Annotated in this window: 13 protein-coding genes and 1 pseudogene; 4 read left to right on the top strand and 10 right to left on the bottom strand. The window is 69.5% G+C overall.

Features of this window, described 5'->3' with window-relative positions; translation table 11 throughout:
• Positions 1-257, top strand: a pseudogene (locus ACFU53_RS23090) (aminotransferase); the annotation flags it as partial.
• 97 nt (positions 258-354) lie between these two features.
• Here ACFU53_RS23090 and ACFU53_RS23085 read toward each other — a convergent pair.
• The 6 genes from ACFU53_RS23085 to ACFU53_RS23060 form a co-directional block, all read right to left on the bottom strand.
• Positions 355-1,008, bottom strand: a complete 654-nt coding sequence (locus tag ACFU53_RS23085; RefSeq protein WP_383995431.1) for a hypothetical protein — start codon at positions 1,006-1,008, stop codon at positions 355-357.
• Between the two features lie 104 nt (positions 1,009-1,112).
• Positions 1,113-3,038, bottom strand: coding sequence for a DUF2264 domain-containing protein (locus ACFU53_RS23080; protein WP_383995428.1), 1,926 nt, complete (start codon positions 3,036-3,038; stop codon positions 1,113-1,115).
• Between the two features lie 152 nt (positions 3,039-3,190).
• Positions 3,191-4,531, bottom strand: coding sequence for a substrate-binding domain-containing protein (locus ACFU53_RS23075; protein WP_383995424.1), 1,341 nt, complete (start codon positions 4,529-4,531; stop codon positions 3,191-3,193).
• A gap of 59 nt (positions 4,532-4,590) precedes the next feature.
• Positions 4,591-6,240 (bottom strand): sugar ABC transporter substrate-binding protein, encoded by a 1,650-nt coding sequence (locus ACFU53_RS23070; protein ID WP_383995422.1) that lies wholly within the window; start codon positions 6,238-6,240, stop codon positions 4,591-4,593.
• 67 nt (positions 6,241-6,307) lie between these two features.
• Positions 6,308-7,195, bottom strand: a complete 888-nt coding sequence (locus ACFU53_RS23065) for a carbohydrate ABC transporter permease (RefSeq protein WP_383995419.1) — start codon at positions 7,193-7,195, stop codon at positions 6,308-6,310.
• Positions 7,192-8,046 carry an ABC transporter permease gene (locus tag ACFU53_RS23060; RefSeq protein WP_383995416.1) on the bottom strand — a complete coding sequence of 285 codons (855 nt, stop codon included), beginning with the start codon at positions 8,044-8,046 and terminating at the stop codon, positions 7,192-7,194. The genes ACFU53_RS23065 and ACFU53_RS23060 overlap by 4 nt, the downstream gene beginning before the upstream one ends.
• Before the next feature lie 433 nt (positions 8,047-8,479).
• Here ACFU53_RS23060 and ACFU53_RS23055 point away from each other — a divergent pair, with 433 nt between their 5' ends.
• Both ACFU53_RS23055 and ACFU53_RS23050 read left to right on the top strand, forming a co-directional pair.
• Complete coding sequence (locus ACFU53_RS23055) at positions 8,480-15,484, top strand: polymorphic toxin-type HINT domain-containing protein (RefSeq protein WP_383995413.1); 7,005 nt, start codon at positions 8,480-8,482, stop codon at positions 15,482-15,484.
• Between the two features lie 6 nt (positions 15,485-15,490).
• Positions 15,491-15,880, top strand: a complete 390-nt coding sequence (locus tag ACFU53_RS23050; protein ID WP_383995410.1) for a hypothetical protein — start codon at positions 15,491-15,493, stop codon at positions 15,878-15,880.
• A gap of 34 nt (positions 15,881-15,914) precedes the next feature.
• Here the strand turns inward: ACFU53_RS23050 and ACFU53_RS23045 are convergent, their stop codons facing one another.
• The 4 genes from ACFU53_RS23045 to ACFU53_RS23030 are packed head-to-tail and all read right to left on the bottom strand — an operon-like array spanning position 15,915 to position 19,504.
• A complete protein-coding gene (locus tag ACFU53_RS23045; protein WP_383995407.1) occupies positions 15,915-17,006 on the bottom strand; it encodes an amidohydrolase family protein in 1,092 nt (363 codons plus the stop codon).
• 22 nt (positions 17,007-17,028) lie between these two features.
• The gene (locus ACFU53_RS23040) at positions 17,029-17,820 is read right to left on the bottom strand and encodes an amino acid ABC transporter ATP-binding protein (protein ID WP_383995404.1); all 792 of its coding nucleotides are present in this window, start codon (positions 17,818-17,820) and stop codon (positions 17,029-17,031) included.
• Positions 17,817-18,650: an amino acid ABC transporter permease gene (locus tag ACFU53_RS23035; RefSeq protein ID WP_383995434.1), complete on the bottom strand. Its 834-nt coding sequence runs from the start codon at positions 18,648-18,650 to the stop codon at positions 17,817-17,819. Before ACFU53_RS23035 ends, ACFU53_RS23040 begins: the two co-directional genes overlap by 4 nt.
• 2 nt (positions 18,651-18,652) lie before the next feature.
• A complete protein-coding gene (locus ACFU53_RS23030) occupies positions 18,653-19,504 on the bottom strand; it encodes a transporter substrate-binding domain-containing protein (RefSeq protein ID WP_383995401.1) in 852 nt (283 codons plus the stop codon).
• A gap of 213 nt (positions 19,505-19,717) precedes the next feature.
• On the opposite strand from ACFU53_RS23030, the gene ACFU53_RS23025 reads away from it, so the two are divergent.
• Positions 19,718-20,818 carry a pyridoxal-phosphate-dependent aminotransferase family protein gene (locus tag ACFU53_RS23025; protein WP_383995398.1) on the top strand — a complete coding sequence of 367 codons (1,101 nt, stop codon included), beginning with the start codon at positions 19,718-19,720 and terminating at the stop codon, positions 20,816-20,818.
• Positions 20,819-20,865: the final 47 nt, after the last annotated feature.

Below are 20,865 nucleotides of genomic sequence, written 5' to 3'. Positions count from 1 at the left end.
GGGTCGCCGGGCTCCAGGCCTTCGCCCCCGACGGCCTCGTCGTGGCCGAGCCCGCCGAGGGCCCGTTCGTGCTGATACGGCTGCCCCGCGCGACAGCCGTACGACGGCATCTGCGCAACCTCGGCTTCGCCGTCCGCCGCGGCGACACCTTCCCGGGCCTGGACGAGGAATGGCTGCGCCTGGCGGTCCGCGACCGGACCACGGTCAACGGCTTCCTCCAGGCACTGGACCGGGCGATTACGCTGGCGGACCGCTGAGCTAAGGAGCTCAACGGTCCGCCGGCGGGACCACCGGGCGTTTCGGGCGTTACGCGTCAGCGTCGAGAGCTGTGCGTCAGCGCCCGGGAGCGGTGCGTCAGCACTGAGAGCTGTGCTTGCAGTGCATCTTCACGCCCATCTTGTGGTTGAAATCCTGCCACTTGCCGCGCGCGAACGACTTGTTGACGTTGTCCGGGACGGAGGGCTTCGCGACGTAGGCCCAGACGTGGAGCATCAGGTAGCCGGTCTTCTTCTCGTTGTAGAACTGGAAGTACACCTTGGAGCCCGCGCCGTCGAAGTGGCCCTTCTGCGCGACGAAGTACCAGCCGTTCTTCACGCCCTTCGAGTGGAACCGGACGGGCGCGTTCTTGCAGCCGAAGGAGCCGGCCCCGCAGGCCTTCAGCTTGATGAGCTGGTTCTCCTTGGGGTACTTCTTCGGCGCGTTCTTCACGGGGAACGTGCAGTTGAAGCACTTCTTCAGTTCCGCCATGGGCTCGCTGGGCTTCCAGGGCCGGCCGATGTACTTGGCGTTGTTGGGCTTCACATGGAAGCGCCAGTCGTAGAGCTTGCGGAGTTTCACGGCGGACGCGGCCGTGGTGCCCTTCTCCGCGGTCGTCGCCTGGGTCTTCTTGGCGACGGTCGCGTTGCTGCCGGCGGACGCGGCGCCGGCCGGGGCGAGGACCGCCAGCATGGCGGCCCCCGCGACCGCCAGGTTCGACAGTCTGCGGATCAGGGGTGAACGGGTGAGCACTGAGGTCTCCCTGGTGTTGGGCGGACGTCTGGGACGGACGTGCGGTGCGCCACCAAGCTAGGGAGTTCACAGGTTTCTCAACATTGTCACTTCGGCCACTGCCCCTAAGGGAGCGTCAGCAGCCCTGTCTCATATGGCAGTTCGTCCCATCGAACCCGCTCCCGGGTGCCGTCCGGGAAGCGGATGCCCACGTTTCCGTCGGCGTCGACCGTCGCGCTCGCCCCGGTGTGCGGGGTGTGCGGGTCGCCGCTGAGCATGACGAGCGTGACCAGGACCGGCCCGCTTCCACCGAACCCTTCCAGTCCTTCGAGTACGGGCGTCGCCGAGTGGTGCCCGTACGCGTTCGTGCCGACGGCTCTTGCCACGGCTCCTGGCCCGTCGCCCCAGCCGTACAGGCCCACGATCGCGCTGGTCAGACCGTCCGCACGGCGGGCCAGCGCCCAGCCCGGACCCCACGCCCCCGCAGGCGGCTCGGTGTCGTCGGCCACGGCCCAACCCCCTTCCCGTACGGGCGCGTCGGTGGGGGCCCCGACGCGGTGCACCCGCACTTCCCAGGGGCCGTGCACCACACTGACCGTCTCGATGCCTGCGCCGTACCGCGACGCGGCGCGGCGGCCCTCGGCGCCCAAGGGGTGGATGCGGCCTCGCGGGGAGGGTGTGCCGTCGGGTCCGAACAGGGCGAGGTGGTTGTCGGGGCACGCCGCCGGGGTCGCCGGGGTCTCCGGTGCCGTTGCGCTGGAGTAGGCGAGCCGGGCGTAATGCGGGCTGTCGTCTGCGGTGGCGGGCGGCGGCGGTAACCGGTCGCTGCCGTGGTTGACGAGCCGTACGAGCCCGTCGCCGGCGGTGGAGTGCAGCAGCCAGCCGGGGCCGGGCAGGGCGAGCGTGGTGTCGGCCGTGTCGATGGGCGCGGGCTCCTCCGGGGCGGTCCACACGGGGTGGCTCTCGGGCAGGAGGAGGCCGAGGAATGCCTTGCTCGCCCAGTACGGGGAGGCGGGGCCCGAGTAGCGCTGGGTGACGGGGAGGAAGGGGCGGTACCAGCCCAGCGTGAGCAGGCCCCGCTCGTCCGGCACGCCGCGTTCCGCGAAGTGCTTCAGGGCACCGGAGGCGAGCCGGCGGGTGCGGCCGGGCGGCAGGGGCGTGGCGTCGGCGAGGGCGCCCGCCCACAGCGGGGCGGTGGTCGCGAAGCGGTAGGTGAGCGAGCGGCCCTGGTGCACCGGTGCCCCGTCGGCGCCGAAGAAGTGCTGGTGGACGCCGAGGAACTCACGCAGTCGCCCGCGATGCCGGGCCACCAGCCCCGTGTCCGCGCGGGGGCCCGCGATCCGCGCCCACAGCACCGGGTACAGGTGCAGCGCCCAGCCGTTGTAGTAGTCGAACTTCCGTCCGTCGCCGTCCGTGTACCAGCCGCCGCCCCGGTACCAGTCCTCCAGCCGGGCGAGCCCCGCGTCGATCTCGGCGCGGCTGTGCGGGGCGCCGACCGAGGCGAGGAACTCCTCGGTGATCACCTGGAAGAGCCGCCAGTTGGAGTCGTTGACGTCGGCCCCGACGAACCCGCCCAGCCAGTCGACCACTCGGCCGCGTACACCGTCGTCCAGGTGGTCCCACAGCCACGGGCGGGTCTCGTGCAGGGCGATCGCGATCGACGCGGCCTCCACCATGGGCTGCGCCCGGTCCGTGATCGCCGGCCACCGCTCGTCGCCGCCCCGCGGATCGGTCCCGGCGGCGAGCCCGGCCGCGTACCGCTCGATCAGGCCCGGCCCGACCCGCCCGTCCGACCCCGCGATCCGAAAGGCGGCGAGCAGGAACGAGCGAGCGAACCCCTCCAGCCCGTCGGACAGAGGCCCGGAGTGACTGGCCCGCCCGGGCAGCCGGTACTGAGCCAGCCCCGGCGAGGCATACGGCACCAGCCCCTCCAGCAGCCGATCGGCAACGGCCTCCCAGTGGGCGCGCGTCCAGCCGGTGAGGGGTGAGAGGAGGAGGTCGGCAGGGGGGAGCGTCGAGTGGTCGGCGGGCGACACGTGCGGCGCGGTCATTCGGGAGTGATTCCTCCGTGAGTTGTGGTGAGGGGCAGGGTGACGCACCCCCGTCAGGGGCAGAGGCGGCCCACCTCATCAGGAGCAGCGGTGGCGCGCCCCGTCAGGGCCGCGGGGAACTGCGCGACCAGCCACGAATCACCCGCAGTCGCCTACGGACTTACCGGCGGAGCACTGGGCGGAGAACTGGGCGAAGCGCTTGGCGGAGCACTGGGCGGAGAACTGGGCGAAGCACTGGGCGGAGCCACACTGCGGCGCACAACGATGTGCGTGCCCAGCAGATGGTGGCTCCCCGCGGCATGCTCCGGATCCCGCAGAGCGATCCGCACAGCCGCCCGCCCCAACTCCTCCGCAGGCGTTCGAACCGTGGTCAGCGGCGGATTGAAGTCCTCGGCCAGCGGAATGTCGTTGTACCCGACGACCGACACGTCCTCGGGAACACGCAACCCCGCATCGGCGATCGCGCGGAGCGCCCCCGCGGCGACCATGTCGTCCCCCGCGAACACGGCCGTGAACTCCCGTGTCTCCTTGAGTAGTTCGGTCATCGCACGCAGCCCGGCAGGGCGCCCGAGGCCGCAGTCCACGACCCGCGCGGCCTCGGGCGTCAGCCCATGCTCCGCCAGCGCGGCCCGGTACCCCGCGACGCGGGCGTCGAGCGCCGTGTTCCCGGGCAGCCCGCCGAGGAAGACGATCCGGCGGTGCCCGGCCGACAACAGATGCCCAGTGATCGCCCGGGCCCCCGCCTCGTTGTCGAACTCGACGACCAGCGCCGGGATCTCGGGGTCGGGGGCCGGCCGCCCGCACAGCACCAGCCGGGCCCCGGAGGAGTCCAGGGCCTGCGCGTACTGGGCCACGCGCGAGCGATACGCGTCGTCCTCGACGACCCCGCCCACCAGGATGACCAGCCGCGCCCCCTCCTCCCGCATCAGCCGCACGAACTCCATCTCCCGCTGCGGGTCTCCCCCGGTCGCGCCGACCACGCACAGCCAGCCCCGGTCGGCGGCCTCCGCCTCCACGCCCTCGGCGACCTGGGCGTAGAAGGGGCTGGTGACCTGGCGGACGACGACGGCGGCCATCTGGCGGCCGCCGCCGACCAGGGCGCGGGCGTGCGCGTTGGCGACGTAGTCGAGCTCGCGGGCGGCGCGCAGGACGCGGGCCCGGGTGGCGGCGGGCACCGGATGGTTGCCGCTGAGCGCGCGGGACGCGGTGGCCATCGACACCCCGGCCCGCTCGGCGACCTCACGGATCGTGACCCGCCCCTTGGACACCGGGGCCTTGGACACCGGGGCCTTGGACACCGGGGCCTTGAACACGGGGTCCTTGGAGGCCGATTCCTTGGAGGCCGACTCCCTGGAGGCCGACTCCCTGGAGGCCGACTCCCTGGAGGCCGACTCCCTGGACACCAGCATCTTGGGCACCGAAGACTCGATCACCAGCCCCTCGGGCATCGGCTCCGTGGACTCCGTCTCCTTGGGCGCCATGTCGTTCCCCATCCCCCGCGTCTCCTGTTCCGCTGCCGCCGGCCGTCGGCCGCTGTCCGTCGGCCCGCTGATCATGTATTGGCCGCGTAGTCCTTCGCGAACTCCTCGGCCATTCTGTCGCCGCCCCGCTGCCGCCACTTCTTCACGGTCGCGTCCCATGCGGAGAGCGGGAGGCGCCCGGCGACGATGCCCGTGACCGTGTCCTCGACGAGGGCCTTGAGGGTGGCGCCCTGGGAGTTCTTCGTGGCGGACTGGAGCCCGAAGGAGGCGTTACGGACGGCGTGCGGCACGACCTTTTGCTGCCAGGTGTGCAGAGCCCGTACGGCGTCCGGCATGCCCGGCACGAACAGCACCTGGGGGCCTTCGGCGAGGTACTTCAGCGGCAGGTTGGTGTTGTTCTCGACCTCGCCGAGCTTGGTGACCTGCGGGGAGCCGTCCGCGGCGCGGGTGAAATGGGTGCCCTCGACGCCGTAGTGGACGAGTTCCCACTCCTCGCTGCCGAAGGGGGCGGCGAGGTAGTCGAGGATGCGCAGCAGCAGCTCGATCCGCTCCTTCTTCGCCTTCTTCAGCACGGTGTAGCCGAAGGAGCGACGCGCGGCGACAATACCGCCGGGCTCACCGCCGACGCTGTACGGAAGGGCCGCCGCCGGGGTCAACTTGCCCTTGCTCTCCCGATACTTGGGAAGGTACGCGCCGAAGCCGTCCTGCATGGAGCCGACCGTGCCGTTGTAGTAGAGGGTGGTCAGGTCGATCTGGGAGACGGACGTCGCGTCGGGGTGGTACGAGCCGTCCTTGCGCAGCCGTGCCTGGAAGGCGATGGCCGCCTTGAAGCGCTCGTCGGCCCAGGCGGACTCGAAGGTGCCGCCCTTGGAGACTGCCCACTCCATGGGTGCGTTGTGCGCGGCCGCGTGGACGGCGTTCCCGAACAGCGAGCCGGCGGCGGCGCCGAGCGCGTAGGTACGGCCGCCGGTGGCCTGCTTCGCGACGGCGGCGAAGTCGTCGGCGGTCCAGCCCTCCTTCATGCCCGCGTCGGTGAACATGCCCTGGTTGAGCCAGAGCGTGGAGCCGGGCAGCGGGCGCTCCAGGGGGATGCCGTAGAGGAGGCCGCCGATGCGGCCCATGTCCCGCCAGGCGTGGGTGGGGATGTTCGCGAGGTTCGGGTAGTCGGCGATCGCGTCGCCGGAGAGGTACGGCGTGAGGTCTTCGGCCCGGCGCCGGACGAACTCGGCCTCGCGGGGCAGGACGAAGCCGGAGAAGACGTTGATGATGTCGGGCAGGGTGTCGGCGTCACCCGCCATCACCGTCGCCATTTTCTTCTGGTAGTCGGCCTGGGGGACGATCGTGTACTCGATCTTCACCCCGAGGGCCTTCTCCACCGCTGCCCAGAACCGGTTGGCGGAGGCCGGCTTGGGCGGCGTGCCGAACGACACGGACATGACCCTGACCGTCGAGCCGTCGCCCGGCGTGCGGGAGACGGACTTGGCCAGGTCGGCGGGGTAGACGGTGTAGCCCGCCTGGACGCCGGCCTCGGCGGGCGCGAGGTCCGGCTTCGGGCCCCTCGCTGCGGTGTACGCCGGCCAGGGCGCGAGCTTCTTGCCCGCGTTGGAGACGTCGCTGTCGCCGGAACTCGTGGAGCAGGCGGTCAGCAGGGCGGGGGTGGCGGCTGCGGCGCCACCGACGGCCATGGAGCGGAGCAACGTACGGCGGGACATGCGGGGCATGAGCAAATGACCTTTCCGTGCACGGCTCTTGATGGACCTTCAGTTCTTGGGATCTGTCGTCCTCGGGTCAGCTCTTGATGGCGCCGGTGAGCACGCCCTTCGTGAAGTACTTCTGCAGGAACGGGTAGACGAGCAGGATCGGTACGGTGGCGATCACCAGCACCGCCATCTGCACGGTCTGCGGCGCGGTGACCGTGCCCTCGCCGGTCGTCGCGTCGGTGAGGCCGGAGCCGGCCACCACATAGGTGCGGAGGACCTGCTGGAGGGGCCAGTGGTCGCTCTCCAGGTACAGCGAGGCGTAGAACCAGGAGTTCCAGTACGCCACCGCGTAGAACAGTCCGACGACGGCGAGCGCGGCCTTGGACAGGGGCAGGACGACCGAGAACAGCACCCGCCAGTCCCCCGCCCCGTCGAGCCGCGCGGCCTCGTACAGCTCCTCGGGGATGCCCTGGAAGAAGCCGCGCAGGACGACGAGGTTGAAGACGTTCACAAGGACCGGGAGGACCAGTGAGGCGTAACTGTCCAGCAGGCCCAGCTCCTTGACCAGCAGGAAGCTCGGGATCATGCCGGGCGGGAAGAGGAAGGTGAACAGGACCAGCAGCAGTACCGGCCGGCCGCCGAAGACGCCGGGGCGGGAGAGCGCGTAGGCGAGGGTGACCGTGCAGGCGAGGCTGAGCAGGGTGCCGGCGAGCGTGACGCCGGCACTGACACCGAGGGCGTGGGTGACGATGCCGCCGTCGAGGATGTCGCGGTACGCGTCGAGGCTGGGCTCCGTCGGCCACAGCACCCAGCCGCCGTTGGCCACCACCTCGTCGGTGGAGGCGAGGGACGTGGACACGATCACCAGGAACGGCACGCACACCAGGAGGACGACGACGGCGAGGGCGACGGCCTTGGCGGCCTGGGTGAAGGGCTTCGGCTTCTCCATCCACCCCGGACGGACCTGGGCACTCATTTGTAGACCCCCTGTTCGCCGAGGCGGTGGGCCACCTTGTTGGCGGCATACACGAGCAGCGCGCCGATGACGCCCTTGAACAGGCCCGCCGCGGCGGCGAATCCGTAGTCGCCGCCGACGATGCCCTGGTAGTAGACGAAGGTGTCGATGATCTCGGCGGCCTCCGGGCCGACCGCATCGCGCTGGAGCAGCATCTGCTCGAAGCCGACGGAGAGGATGTCGCCGAGCCGCATGATGAGCAGCAGCACGATCACCGGGCGGATGGCGGGCAGCGTGACGTGCCAGAAGCGTCGCCAGGGTCCCGCCCCGTCGATCGCGGCGGCCTCGTACTGCTGGTCGTCGACCTGGGCGAGCGCGGCGAGGAAGATGATCGTGCCCCAGCCGGCGTCCTTCCAGATGACCTGGGCGACGGTGAGTGACCGGAAGGCGTCCGGGTTGCCGATGATGTCGACGGTGCTCAACCCCATGCCGTCCAGCGAGGAGTTGAGCAGTCCGGTGTCGCCGAGCAGTTGTTGGAACAGGGCGACGACGATCACCCAGGAGATGAAGTGCGGCAGATACGCCACCGACTGCACGAAGCGGCGGATGCTGCTCCGGGTGAGGCTGTGCAGCAGCAGGGCGAGGGCGAGCGGCACGGGAAAGTAGAAGGCGAGCTGGAGGACGGCGATCCAGAGGGTGTTGAGGACGGCCGCCCAGAACGCCCCGTCCTCGAACATTCGTTGGAAGTTGCCGGTACCGACCCAGGGGCTGCCCCAGATGCCGTCGAACGGCACGTACTCCTTGAACGCGATGAGGTTGCCGGCCAGGGCGCCGTAGTGGAACAGCAGAAAGTAGCCGAGGCCGGGGAGCATGAGCAGGACGAGCGTGCGGGAGCCCCGGATCCGGCCCTTGTTCTGAAAACCTTTTCGTCGCGGCGGCGCACCGCCCGTCCGACGAGGTGTCGGCTCAACCTCCTCTGCACCTGCGCGTTCCCGTAGTACAGCGGCCACGGGTCCCCCTCACATCTCGAAGTCTGAGTGAGGGGAAGTTAAAACGTTTTCAGTACTCGGTCAACACTCCTGACACACAAGGAGAGTTGACCGTGTGACCGGATCCGGCCGTCCAGCTCCTGCGGCTTCACACCGCCTCACGCATCCGTACAGGACTTCTCCGCATCGTTCGCAGTCCGAAACTCGACCCCTCCATTTGGCATGTCATTGACACGTCTTTGGGGGTCCTTGGTACACAGATGAGCCCGGCGATTCCTGTGCGATCCCTGTGCCCACGGGGAACAAGGAGCCCTTCATGGCAGCCTCAGGCCAGACCCGCGTCCGTATCCGCCTCCGCCACGTCCGTCCTGGCCGTTTCCGCCTCCGTGCAGCCATGGTCGGCGCCGTGGCGACGGCCCTGATCATCGGCACCGCGCCCGCCACCCCCGCCAGAACCGGCGAGGCGAGACCCGCGGCCGCCGCCGAAGCCGACACCAGCGACCCCCGCGAGGGCTGGAGACCCGCCAGCGAACTCGCCGGGGACGAGGACGACCCCGGCTTCCTGGAGCGTCTCTTCGGCAGCGACGGGGATGAGGACGAGGAAGCGATCGACCGGGGCGACGCCGCGTACAAGCCGCCTCGCATCAGCCTCGACCGCGCCCGGGGCTCCGCCTCCCTCACCCACCGGGGAGTCTCGGGCGAGGCCGACGGCGTCCGTATCGCCGCGCCCCGCACCACGCACGCCACCGGCACCGACCTGACCTGGAGCGCGTACCGGGGCAAGGGCCTGCGGGAGTACGAGGTCCACCGCTCCACGCGGAAGGACTTCACCCCGACCGACGAGACCCTGATCGCCCCCGTCGACCGCGGCACTCTGACCTTCGCCGACCGCACCGCGCCCCCGGCGCTCGAAGGCGGGGCCACGGGGACTTACCACTACCGGATCGTGGTCCGCACGCAGCAGGGCAAACTGCTCGCAGGCCCGGCGCGCACGGTCGAACTGCCCGCCGTCGGCAAGGTGGTCAAGGACGAGAAGCTGCTCGCCGCCCCCGAGGGCGAGACCTACTTCCTGCCGTACACACCGGCGCGGATGATCCCCGGCGAGAAGGCCGTCGTCGAGGCGACGCTCACCAACACCACCGGCACCGTGTGGAAAAAGGGCGAGCGCGTCCTGTCGTACCGCTGGACGCTGGACGGCAAGGACGTCACCAACCTCCTCAACAAGGACGCGACCCCGCTGCCGAAGGACGTGGCGCCCGGCGAAACGGTCACCTTCGACGCGGAGTTGAAGGCCTCGGTCCTGGTCGACCCGCTCGACAAGCGGCTGACCTTCGGCCTGGAGTGGGACCTGCGGGAGAAGGCCACCGGCGAGTGGCTGTCCGAGACGGACGGCGTACCGCCGTCGAAGCACGAGGTGACCGCCGAGTACCCGACCTCCGACCAACTCGGTCTGGAGGACTTCTACTCGTACGGCGGCAAGAACACCGGTGCGGGTTCGGCGCTGATGAGCAATCTTCACGCCGGCAACGCTGTGTGGTCGTACAACTCCTTCTCGAACCCGTCGCTCGGCTTCTCGACCTTCCTGCGGCTGGCCTACAACTCGCAGGACGCGTCCGCCAGTCCGGCCGGATACGGCTGGTCGCTGCAGGCCTCCTCACCGGTCCGGCTCGGCACGCCGCTGGACTTCCACCCGGCCGCGCTGCTGCCCAAGCAGATCACGCTGACCGACGGCGACGGCACCAGCCATGTATTCAGCAAGAACAAGAAGGGCGAGTGGGACTCCCCCGCCGGGGTCCACTTCCGCGTCAAGCAGCTGGAGAAGGACTGTCTGCTCCATCCCCACCAGCGGGAGGCCTGGGAGTTCCTGCGCCCGGACCGCAGCCGGTTCCTCTTCGACTGCCAGGGCTATCCGAGTGCCCAGGTGGACAAGAACGGCAACCGGATGGAGTTCACGTACGAGGAGCGGCTGCTCGGGCACCCGTCCAAGCTGCTGAAGTACGTCACCGACGCCGAGGGCCGGCGCACGCTCACCGTCGACTACTGGCAGAAGGGCGAGGCGTACACGTACGTCGACAAGGACGGTGACGTGCGTGAGGGAAAGCATCTCCTCAATCCGTTCGTCATCGACAAGGTCCGCTCGGTCACCGACGTCTCGGGGCGGCGGATCGACTTCACGTTCACCGAGAAGGGCCTGCCGGCGCGGCTGACGGACGGGGCGAACGCCGCCGAGAAACTCCGGAAGGTCTTCAGGTTCGACTACGGCAAGGAGTTCGACCATCCCGGCCTGAAGCTGGTGAAGGTCACCGACCCGCGCGGCAACGTCACGAAGGTGGACTACGTCGGCCCGCACGACGACAAGGACCAGCTGCACTACCTGGGCTACACCAAGGAGATCACCGACCGGCTCGGCGGCCGGACCAGGTACCGCTACGCGGACCCCGACGACCACGACGGCAAGGGCACCCGGACCGTCGTCACCGACGCCGAGGGCAATGCGGCCACCCAGCTGATGGACGGCTACGGCCGCCCGGTGAAGCTCACCGACGCCAAGAAGCGGACCACGAAGCTGGGTTGGGACGCCGACAACAACGTCACGCGCCTGGAGCAGAACAACGGCGCCACCCGCACCTGGGAGTACGACCCGAAGACCGGGTATCCGCTGGAGGCGAGGGACGCCGAGAGCGTCAAGAACGACCGGCCCGCCGCCACGCTCACGTACGCGACCGGCGAGAACGGCTACATCGCCGACCTGACGCGCCGCGTCTCCCCGGAGGGCCGCGCCTGGCAGTTCGGCTACGACGCGCGCGGCAACATGACCTCGGTCACCGACCCGAAGGGCGTGCAGAGCGAGCCCGAGGGCGACTACACCTCCACCAACGCCTACGACGCGCGGGGCCGGCTCACCTCCGCCACCGACCCCAACGAGCACACCACGAAGTTCGAGGACTACGACCCCTCCGGCTATCCGCGGGTGATCGAGGACGCCCTCGGCAACCGCACGGTGACGACTTACGACGTGCGCGGCAATGTCACCGAGGTCCAGGAGGCCGACGGGGCGACGACCACGCAGACGTACGACGTGTTCGCGCGTCCGCTGGAGAACCGCAGGCCGAAGGAACAGAAGGCCGGCGAGTTCATCGTCACGCCCGCGCCGGAGTACGACGGGAACGACAACACCCTCGTCTTCACCGCGCCCAACGGGGTGTCGAGCAGCAGTGAGTTCGACCCGGCGGACCAGTTGCTGAAGTCCGTCCAGCCGGGCGACGAGGAGGGCTCGCCGGAGCGCGTCTCGACCTTCACCTACGACAAGGTCGGCAACCAGCTCACCTCGACGGAGCCGAAGGGCAACCTGACCGAGAAGCCCGGGGACTTCACCTCGACGACCAGGTACGACGAGGTGTACCAGCCGATCGAGGCGGTCAACGCGGCGGGCAACCGGGCGAGCGCCGTCTACAACGACGTCGGTGACCTGGTGAAGGTGGTCGACGCCCGCAAGAACGAGACCGAGGACCCCGACGACTACACCAGCAGGTTCCACTACGACCTCGACCACCGGCTGCTGGAGACCACCGACGCGGCCGGGAAGTCGACGACCAGCACCTACGACTGGGACGGTCTGACCGTCGCCACCACGGACGCCGACGGCAACCGCACCGACCTGGTCCTGGATCCCCGCGCCGCCCTGGTCGAGGCGCGCGTCCCGCACGACGGCGAGGGCGACGACGCGGTCGTCCGCAGGACCCGCTTCGAGTACGACGAGGCCGGCAACCAGACCCGGGTCGTCACCCCGCGCGGCATGGAGACCGGCAACGACCAGGACTTCGCCTCCGAGACCGTCTACGACGAGCTGAACCGCGTCAAGGAGACCCTGAGCCCCTACGACCCGGACGACGACCGGTACAACACACCGGACCGGACGACGTACGAGTACGACGCTCTGAGCCGGGTGAAGAAGGTCAGTGCCCCGCCGTCCGAGGGCCAGAGCATCCGCAACGAGACGGAGTACACCTACTTCGACACCGGCTGGATCAGGACGTCCACGGACGCCTTCGACATCAGGAACACCTACAAGTACAACGATCTCGGCCAGCAGATCCAGAACACCCTGACCAGCGCGGGCGGTTCGGTCTCCCGCACCCTCGACTCCGCCTTCTATCCGAGCGGCGCCCTCAAGTCCCGCTCGGACGACGGTGTCCCGGTCGGTCTGCAGGTCGCGCTCGTCGACAACAGCGACATCAACAACACGGCGACGCAGGGCACCTGGGCGGAGGTCGCCGCCGAGGGTTCGTACGGCTACAACGCACAGACCCACGCGGCCGGTTCGGGTGAGGACCGCTTCGTCTGGCAGCTGACGATCCCCCAGTCCGGGGACTACACGGTCTACGTCCAGTACCCGAAGGTCGACGGGGCGGCGAAGGACGCCACCTACGAGATCAAGCACAAGGACGGCACGGAGACCAAGGTCCTGGACCAGAGTGAACTCCCGGGTGAGTGGCGGTCCTTGGGCAAGTACGCCTTCACCGAGGACACCGGTCAGGCCATCACCCTCACCGACAAGGCGACCGGCACGGTGGTCGCGGACGCGGTCCGGCTGGTCCGCGACTACGAGGGCGACACCGACAACGAGAAGAAGGACTTCTCCTACCGGTACGACGCCAACGGCAACCAGACCGAGATCACCGACACCAGCCCCGGCGTCGAGACCGACCGCTACACCCTGGCCTACGACGAACTCAACCAGCTCACCGAGGTCGTCGAGCACGACGGTGACGCCGTCCGCAACACGACCGCGCTGACCTACGACGTCAACGGCAACACGCTCACCACCACCCACGACCTGACCTGGAGCAAGCTGGACTACAACGTCCTGGACCAGGTCGAGCAGATCACCAACGCCGCCTCACCCACGGCCGAAGACCAGCAGATCACAAAGCTGGATTACACACCCCGGGGCGAGCTGAAGAAACAGACGAAGCCCAACGGCAACGTCGTGACGCTCGACTACTACCTGGACGGCGCGACAAGGAAGACCACTGAGAAACAGTCCGACGACACCCTCGTCTCCGAACACAACCTGAAGTACAACGCCAACGGCCACAAGGTCGAGGACGTCCTGAAGCTGATGGACGCCGACGACCACGGCGCGACGATCGACAACACCTACGCGTACACCTACGACCCGCAGGACCGCATCGCCAAGGTCGCGAAGTCCGGCGACGACGAGACGACGGAGGAGTACCGGCACGACTCCGCCGGCAACGTGGTCCGGCAGACGGTGGGCGACACGACCACCACCCACCGCTACGACCGCAACCGCCTGCTGACGTCGACGGCGGACGGCGCCTCGTCCACGTACAACTACGACCCGCTGGGCCGCCTCGACACCGTCTCCTTCGGCGGCGAGACCATCCAGAAGTACCGCTACGACGGCTTCGACCGCCCGGAGTCGATCAGGGCGGGCACCGGGGACGCGGCGCGGACGACCAGCATGACGTACGACGCCTTCGACCGCACGGTGAAGGAGACGGTCGGCGGGGACGACGCGAAGACGACGCTCTTCACATACCTGGGCATCACCTCGAACTCCCTGAAGGAGGAGGTGACCGACGAGGGCGTCACGTCCTTCCAGTACGCCTCCTGGGGCCAGAAACTGACCCAGATCAAGGACGAGGAGGACAAGGACCCGGAGACCACCCAGTACCTCTACCACCCGCACGGCGACGTAGAGGCGCTGACGGACTCCGACGGCAACACGAAGACGACGTACGGCTACACGGCGTACGGCAAGAACGACACGGCCCAGTTCACGGGCGCGGACAAGCCGGGAGCGGGCGGCGAGGAGCCGTCGGACCCCTACAACTCGTACCGCTTCAACTCGAAGCGCTACGACACGACGTCCGGCACGTACGACATGGGCTTTCGCACCTACGACCCGGGCCTGAACCGCTTCCTGACCCGCGACATGTACGGCGGCGCCCTCGCCGACATGGGCCTGACCACCGACCCCTTCACCGGCAACCGCTACGCCTTCGCCGGCGGCAACCCGATCTCCTTCATCGAGATCGACGGCCATCTGTTCGGCCTGTCGTGGTCGGACATCGGGCACGCGGCCCTGGATGTCGTCGGCCTGATCCCGGTCGTGGGCGAGGTCGCGGACCTGGCCAACTGCGGCTGGTACGCGGCCGAGGGCGAGTACGTGGACGCGGCCCTGTCCTGCGCTTCGGCGATCCCGTTCGCGGGGTACGGGGCGACGGCGGCGAAGGCGGCACGGTACGGGGACAAGGCGTTGGACGCCATCGACACGGCGGGCGACACGGCCCGCGCGGCGGACAACGCGGCGGACGCCGGGCGCGCGGCGGACACGGGGACACCCCCGGCCGGCGGCACCCCGGACGCCCCCACCGGGCCCAAGGACCCCGCCCCTGCCGCTCCGGCCAACCCGGCGCCCGCCCCGGCCCCGGCCCCGCCGAAGGCCCCGGACGCACCGCCGGCCAGCGGCGCGGCCTGCACGGGGAACAGCTTCGTCCCGGGCACCGAGGTGCTGATGGCCGACGGCACGACGAAGGCCATCGAGGACATCGAGGCCGGCGACGAGGTCGCCGCGTCCGACGTGGAGACGGACGACGCCCAGGCGCGCACGGTCACCCGGACGATCGAGGGCGCCGGCACCAAGCACCTGGTCACGATCACGGTCGACACGGATGGTCGCGCAGGCGGCAGGACGTCCACGATCACGGCAACAGACGGCCACCCGTTCTGGCTGCCGGACGTGGGCCAGTGGGTCGAGGCCGGCCACCTGGAGCCCGGCCAGTGGCTGAGCTCGGGCAGCGGCAGTTGGATCCGCGTCACGGCGGTCAAGGAGCGGACCGCACAGGCGACGGTCCACAACCTGACCGTCGAAGGGGTGCACACCTACCATGTGCTGGCGGGACGGACTCCGGTCCTCGTCCACAACTGCGGGGGACTCGACGATGCCGCGCACGGACGAATCCAGGACTCTCTGGGGAACGACATCGCCGACGGAGTCGACTACAACCTCCAGCGCATGTGCCCGACGTGCAACTCGGCCAGTGACGCCGCCGATCACACCCTCCAGGGAATCGGCGGCAACGTGGACCGCTTGGCCCAGTACCTGGCAGGGCAGCGCAATCTGGGTATGACGCACGCCGACCGGAGGAAGCCCGGGACGACCGCACGGCGCGACGAGAGCACAGTGGACGCCAACGGCCGAGGCGTGACGGTCGTCCAGAACTCCTACATGGTGCACGCCTACCATCAGTCCCTGGACGAGTTCAACAGCATCTTCAACGCACTGGGGTGAGATCCGATGTACCGGAGAGTCGGCCTCAGAACTGCGGGCGAGGGTTACGTCCTCACCCTCACTCCGACTCAGTTCGAGCTGGTCAGGAGGGTTCTTCTCGATCTCTACGGCGGTAGTCACGCTCCGGAGGTGGTTGCCCTCGCGGTCGGCGAAGCCTCGGCGGAACTCCTCCGACTTCAGGGTAGGGAGGTGGACTTCCAGGCCCGGGAGAACATCGAGGTGCCCCTGAGCCACTTCGACCTTCGTGTCCTGTACGGCGCCTTGGCGTTCGCCTTCCTGAATCGCTCGTCGGAAGAGGCGTTTCACCACAGATACGGGTTCTACAGCGAGAACGTGCAGGCTGTGGCATGGGCGATCTGTGCGGCGCTGCGGAAGACAGGCAATCAGGTCCCCTGAATACAGGTCCCGCCGGAGGTGATCCGGCGGGACCTCAGCCCACGATCCGCCCGTTCAGCACCACCCGCAGCGGGGCCCCCAGCACACGCACATCCGTGCGGGGGTCCCGTTCGTACACCACCAGGTCTGCGGCCGCGCCCTCGTCCAGACCGGGGCGGCCCAGCCAGCTCCGGGCGCCCCAGGTGGTCGCCGAGAGCGCTTCGGCGGGTGGGATGCCGGCGGTGACCAGTTCCGCCACCTCGGCGGCGACCAGGCCGTGGGCCAGGGAGCCGCCGGCGTCGGTGCCGACGTAGACCGGGATACCGGCGTCGTAGGCGTTGCGGACGGTGTCGTAGCGGCGTTCGTGGAGCCGGCGCATGTGCGCGGACCAGCGCGGGAACTTGGCCTCGCCGCCGGCCGCCATGGACGGGAAGGTGGCGATGTTGACGAGCGTGGGGACGATGGCGACGCCCCGCGAGGCGAACAGCGGGATGAGGTCCTCCGTCAGGCCCGTCGCGTGCTCGATGCAGTCGATGCCCGACTCGACGAGGTCGCGGAGGGACGACTCGGCGAAGCAGTGGGCCGTCACGCGGGCGCCCAGGAGGTGGGCCTCCGTGATCGCCGCCTCGACCACCTCACGCGGCCAGCACGGTGAAAGGTCTCCCACCCCCCGGTCGATCCAGTCCCCCACCAGCTTCACCCAGCCGTCGCCGCGCCGGGCCTCCTGGGCGACGTACGCGACCAGTTCCTCCGGCTCGATCTCGTGGGCGAAGTTCCGGATGTAGCGGCGGGTGCGGGCGATGTGACGGCCGGCGCGGATGATCTTCGGGAGGTCATCGCGGTCGTCGATCCAGCGGGTGTCGGAGGGGGAGCCCGCGTCACGGATCAGGAGTGTGCCCGCCTCGCGGTCGGTCAGCGCCTGCTTCTCCGCCACGTCGGCGTCGACCGGTCCCTGCGCGCCCAGACCGACGTGGCAGTGCGCGTCGACCAGGCCGGGCAGCGCCCAGCCCTCGACCGTGCGGACGTCACGGGCGGCGGCGGGACGGTCGTAGGAGATACGGCCGTCCACCACCCACAGTTCGTCGCGGACGTCCTCGGGTCCGGCCAGGACCCGGCCCTTCACATGCAGCACCGGCTCATCGCTCATGGACCGCACCCTAGCCATCCGGCTACTCGGCCTTGCCCACCTGGTCCGAAGTCTCCTCCTCCACGTCCGCCATCGCCGGGTCGAGGAGGCGGGAGAGGAAGTGGCGGGTGCGCTCGTGCTGCGGGCTGCCGATGACCTGGGCCGGGGTGCCGTCCTCGACGATCACTCCGTCGTCCATGAAGACGACGCGGTCGGCGACCTCACGGGCGAAGGTCATCTCGTGGGTCACCACCATCATGGTCATGCCCTCGTTGGCGAGCATGCGCATGACCGCCAGTACGTCGCCGACCAGTTCCGGGTCCAGCGCCGACGTCGGCTCGTCGAAGAGCATGACTTCAGGGCCCATCGACAGGGAGCGGGCGATCGCCACACGCTGTTGCTGGCCGCCGGAGAGGGAGGCCGGGTAGGCGTCCGCCTTCTCGGACAGGCCCACGCGTTCCAGGTTCTCGGCGGCCACCTGCGCCGCCCGCGTCTTTCCCCGCTTCAGGACCCGGCGCTGCGGCAGCGTGAGGTTCTCGGTCACCGTGAGGTGGGGGAAGAGGTTGAACTGCTGGAAGACCATGCCGATACGGCGGCGTACGGCGTCGATGTCGACGTCGGGGTCGGTGAGTTCGGTACCGCCGACGAAGACCTGGCCCTTGGTGGGCTCCTCCAGGAGGTTCACGCACCTGAGCAAGGTCGACTTGCCCGATCCCGACGGGCCGATCACACACACGACCTCGCCCTGACCGATCTCCAGGTCGATGCCCTTGAGGACCTTGTTGTCGCCGAACGACTTGTGCAGACCGCGTACTTGAATCTCGGGCCGGGTCATTTCACGGCCTCCTGGGCCTTCGCCTCCATACGGCGCACGACGAAGCCGAGCGGGATGGTCACCAGCAGGTAGCACAGGCCGGCGACCAGGATCGGCGTGGAGTTGGCGGTGGTGCTGGCCAGGTCTCGGCCGTACTTGGACAGTTCGCGCTCCTCCAGCGTGACGCCGAGGAACAGGACGAGCGAGGAGTCCTTGAAGAGGAGGACCAGTTCGTTGGTGAGCGGCGGGAGGATGATCCGGAACGCCTGCGGGATGATGATCGAGATCATCGCGCGCGCGGGTGAGAAGCCCAGCGAACGGGCCGCCTCCAGCTGCCCCTTGGGGACCGCCTGGATGCCGGCGCGGATCGTCTCCGCCATGTACGCCGCCGCCACCAGCCCCAGCGCGAGGGCGACCTTGCCGTACGTGCCGCCGGGGATCTCCGTGCCGGGGAAGGCCAGCGGCACGGCGACGCCGATGAAGATGAAGATCAGCAGGGCGGGCAGGCCCCGGAAGATCTCGATGTACACACCGGCGAACCAGCGGTACGGGCCCACCGACGACAGCCGCATCAGCGCGATGACCATGCCGAGGACGAGTCCGAACACGAAGCCGGACAGCGTGTACAGCACGGTGTTCTTCAGCGCCAGCGTGATGACGTCGGGGAACATCTGCTCGGCGATGTCCCACTGGGCGAACTGGTTCTTCAGCCGCGCCCAGTCGGCGGACGCCGCGAAGGCGACGACGGCCGCGACGAACACCACGTACTGCGCGCCCCGGGACAGGGCGCGCTTCCGGCTCCGGCTGAGGCCCTTGCGTCTCGGCTGAGGCGGTGTGTCCGGGTCGGTCACGCTCATGAGGCGGACGGGGAGGCGGAGGCGGCGCTCTCGTCGTACGGGCCGATCCACTGCTCGTACAGCTTCTTGTACGTGCCGTCGGACTTCGCGTCCGCCAGCGCCTTGTTGATGGCGGCGAGCAGCTTGGTGTTGCCCTTCTTCACCGTGATGCCGTACTCCTCACCGGTGTTGACCTGTTCGGCCACCGCGTAGGCGTCGGCGATCTCCGCGTTCTTCAGCCAGCCCTGGACGACCGGGTAGTCGATGACGACGGCGTCGACCTGGCCGGCCCGCAGTCCGTTCAGGACGGCGTCGGAGGACTCGAAGGAGACCGGGTCGAGGCCCTGGCTCTTGGCGTAGTCCTCGCCGGTGGTCTGCGCCTGGGTGCCGACCTTGACGTCCTTGAGGTCCGCGAAGGAGCGGACGTCGGTCTTCTTGGCGGCGAGGACGGCCTGGGTGGCCTCGAAGTACGGGTCGGAGAAGTCGACGTTCTTCTTGCGCTCGTCGGTGATCGTCATACCGGCCGCGGCGAGGTCGCACTCGCCGGAGTTCAGGAAGGCGCCGGTCTTGAAGTTCTCGAACGGCGTGTCCAGGATCTCCTGCTTCACGCCCAGGTCCTCGGCGACGAGGTCGATCAACGACACGTCGAAGCCCTGCACCTTGCCGTCGATCTCCGACTGGAACGGCGGGTACGGGAGGTGGGTGCAGGTCGTGAGCTGACCGGCCTTCACCAGCTCGACCCCGCCGGCCGCGGTCTTGGTGCCTGAGCCGCCGTCGCCGTCCGAGGAACAACCGGCCACGAGCAGCAGCCCGGCCGTCGCGGTGGTGGCGGCCAGGATGCGGGTCCGGCGTCCGAGGACCGAGTTCACGGGGAGACCTCCTGTGAGGGAACTGGGGAACTGATGCAGCACAGATGGGGCACAGACATCCGATTATAAGGAGATGTTTGACTCTCTCAAACCAATCCGATGGTCACTGGGCCGCTCGACCTCGGAAGTCATCGGCGGGAGAGGTCTGAAGCACACTGATGACGCTCGACCTACCCTCGACACCATCTACCCCGTGAACGAAGAGAGCACCCCGTGACACACCCGTTTCTGGATCTGGCCCCGTTGAGCGCGGCGCACTTCGCGTCGATCGAGGACCGGGTGGCCCGGCTGCTCTCCACCGCGCAGGACGTCGTGATCACGCAGGGCGAGGCGCTGCTGCCGCTGGAGGGTGCGATCCGCGGGGCCGCCGGGCCCGGCACGACCGCGCTGAACGTGGTCACCGGCCCGTACGGGCAGACCTTCGGGAACTGGCTGCGGGACTGCGGGGCGACCGTGATCGACCTGGCGGTCCCCTTCCACACGGCGGTCACGGCCGCGCAGATCCGGGGCGCCTTCGCCGCGCATCCGGCGATCGACTTCGTGTCGCTGGTCCACGCGGAGGCGGCGACGGGCAACACCAACCCCGTGGCGGAGATCGGCGAGGTCGTCCGTGAGCACGACGCCCTCTTCTACCTGGACGCGGTCGCCTCCGTCGGCGCCGAGCCGGTGCTGCCGGACGCGTGGGGTGTCGACCTGTGCGTCATCGGGGCGCAGAAGGCCATGGGCGGACCGGCCGGGGTGTCGGCGATCTCCGTGAGCGAGCGGGCGTGGGCGCGGATGGCGGCCAACCCGCAGGCCCCGCGCCGCTCGTACCTCTCCCTCCTGGACTGGAAGGAGCGCTGGATCGACGGCGGCCGCCGCGCGCTCCTCCACGCGCCCGCCCAGCTGGAGATGCTCGCCCTGGAGGCCTGTCTGGAGCGCATCGAGACCGAGGGGCTCGACGCGGTGATGTCCCGGCACGCGTCCGCCGCCGCGGCGACCCGGGCGGGGGCGCTCGCGCTGGGCGGGGGCCTGGAGCCGTACGTCCACGAGGCGGCCGATGCCGCGCCGGTCGCCACGACCCTCCGGGCGCCCGCCGGGGTCGACGCGTCGGAGCTGGTCGCCAAGGCGCTCGCCGCGGACCCCGCCCTGCCGCTGGCCGCGGGCGGCGGCGCACTCGCCTCGGAGATGGTCCGCGTGAACCACTACGGCCCCGATGCGACCCCCGGGGTTGTGCACGCCGGCCTCGCGGGGCTGGGGGCGGCACTGACGGAGTTCGGCAGGGGGGTCGACCTGGAGGGGGCCCGTCGCGCGGCGGCGGAGGCCTGGGCGTAGAAAGACCGCTCCGCCGAGAGAATTGCTGGCCGTTTCTCCGGTAGGAA

The organism is Streptomyces sp. NPDC057474 (assembly GCF_042802555.1).
Lineage (GTDB): Bacteria > Actinomycetota > Actinomycetes > Streptomycetales > Streptomycetaceae > Streptomyces.
Note: the sequence above shows the minus strand (reverse complement) of the source record. Positions and strands in the feature narration are given on the sequence as shown.

Excerpts from the sequence above, each read along its gene's own strand:
- ACFU53_RS23080 (WP_383995428.1), bottom strand. The coding sequence starts at position 3,038 with ATGACCGCGCCGCACGTGTCGCCCGCCGACCACTCGACGCTCCCCCCT.
- ACFU53_RS23075 (WP_383995424.1), bottom strand. The coding sequence starts at position 4,531 with ATGGGGAACGACATGGCGCCCAAGGAGACGGAGTCCACGGAGCCGATG.
- ACFU53_RS23070 (WP_383995422.1), bottom strand. The coding sequence starts at position 6,240 with ATGCCCCGCATGTCCCGCCGTACGTTGCTCCGCTCCATGGCCGTCGGT.
- ACFU53_RS23065 (WP_383995419.1), bottom strand. The coding sequence starts at position 7,195 with ATGAGTGCCCAGGTCCGTCCGGGGTGGATGGAGAAGCCGAAGCCCTTC.
- ACFU53_RS23060 (WP_383995416.1), bottom strand. The coding sequence starts at position 8,046 with ATGCTCCCCGGCCTCGGCTACTTTCTGCTGTTCCACTACGGCGCCCTG.
- ACFU53_RS23055 (WP_383995413.1), top strand. The coding sequence starts at position 8,480 with ATGGCAGCCTCAGGCCAGACCCGCGTCCGTATCCGCCTCCGCCACGTC.
- ACFU53_RS23050 (WP_383995410.1), top strand. The coding sequence starts at position 15,491 with ATGTACCGGAGAGTCGGCCTCAGAACTGCGGGCGAGGGTTACGTCCTC.
- ACFU53_RS23045 (WP_383995407.1), bottom strand. The coding sequence starts at position 17,006 with ATGAGCGATGAGCCGGTGCTGCATGTGAAGGGCCGGGTCCTGGCCGGA.
- ACFU53_RS23040 (WP_383995404.1), bottom strand. The coding sequence starts at position 17,820 with ATGACCCGGCCCGAGATTCAAGTACGCGGTCTGCACAAGTCGTTCGGC.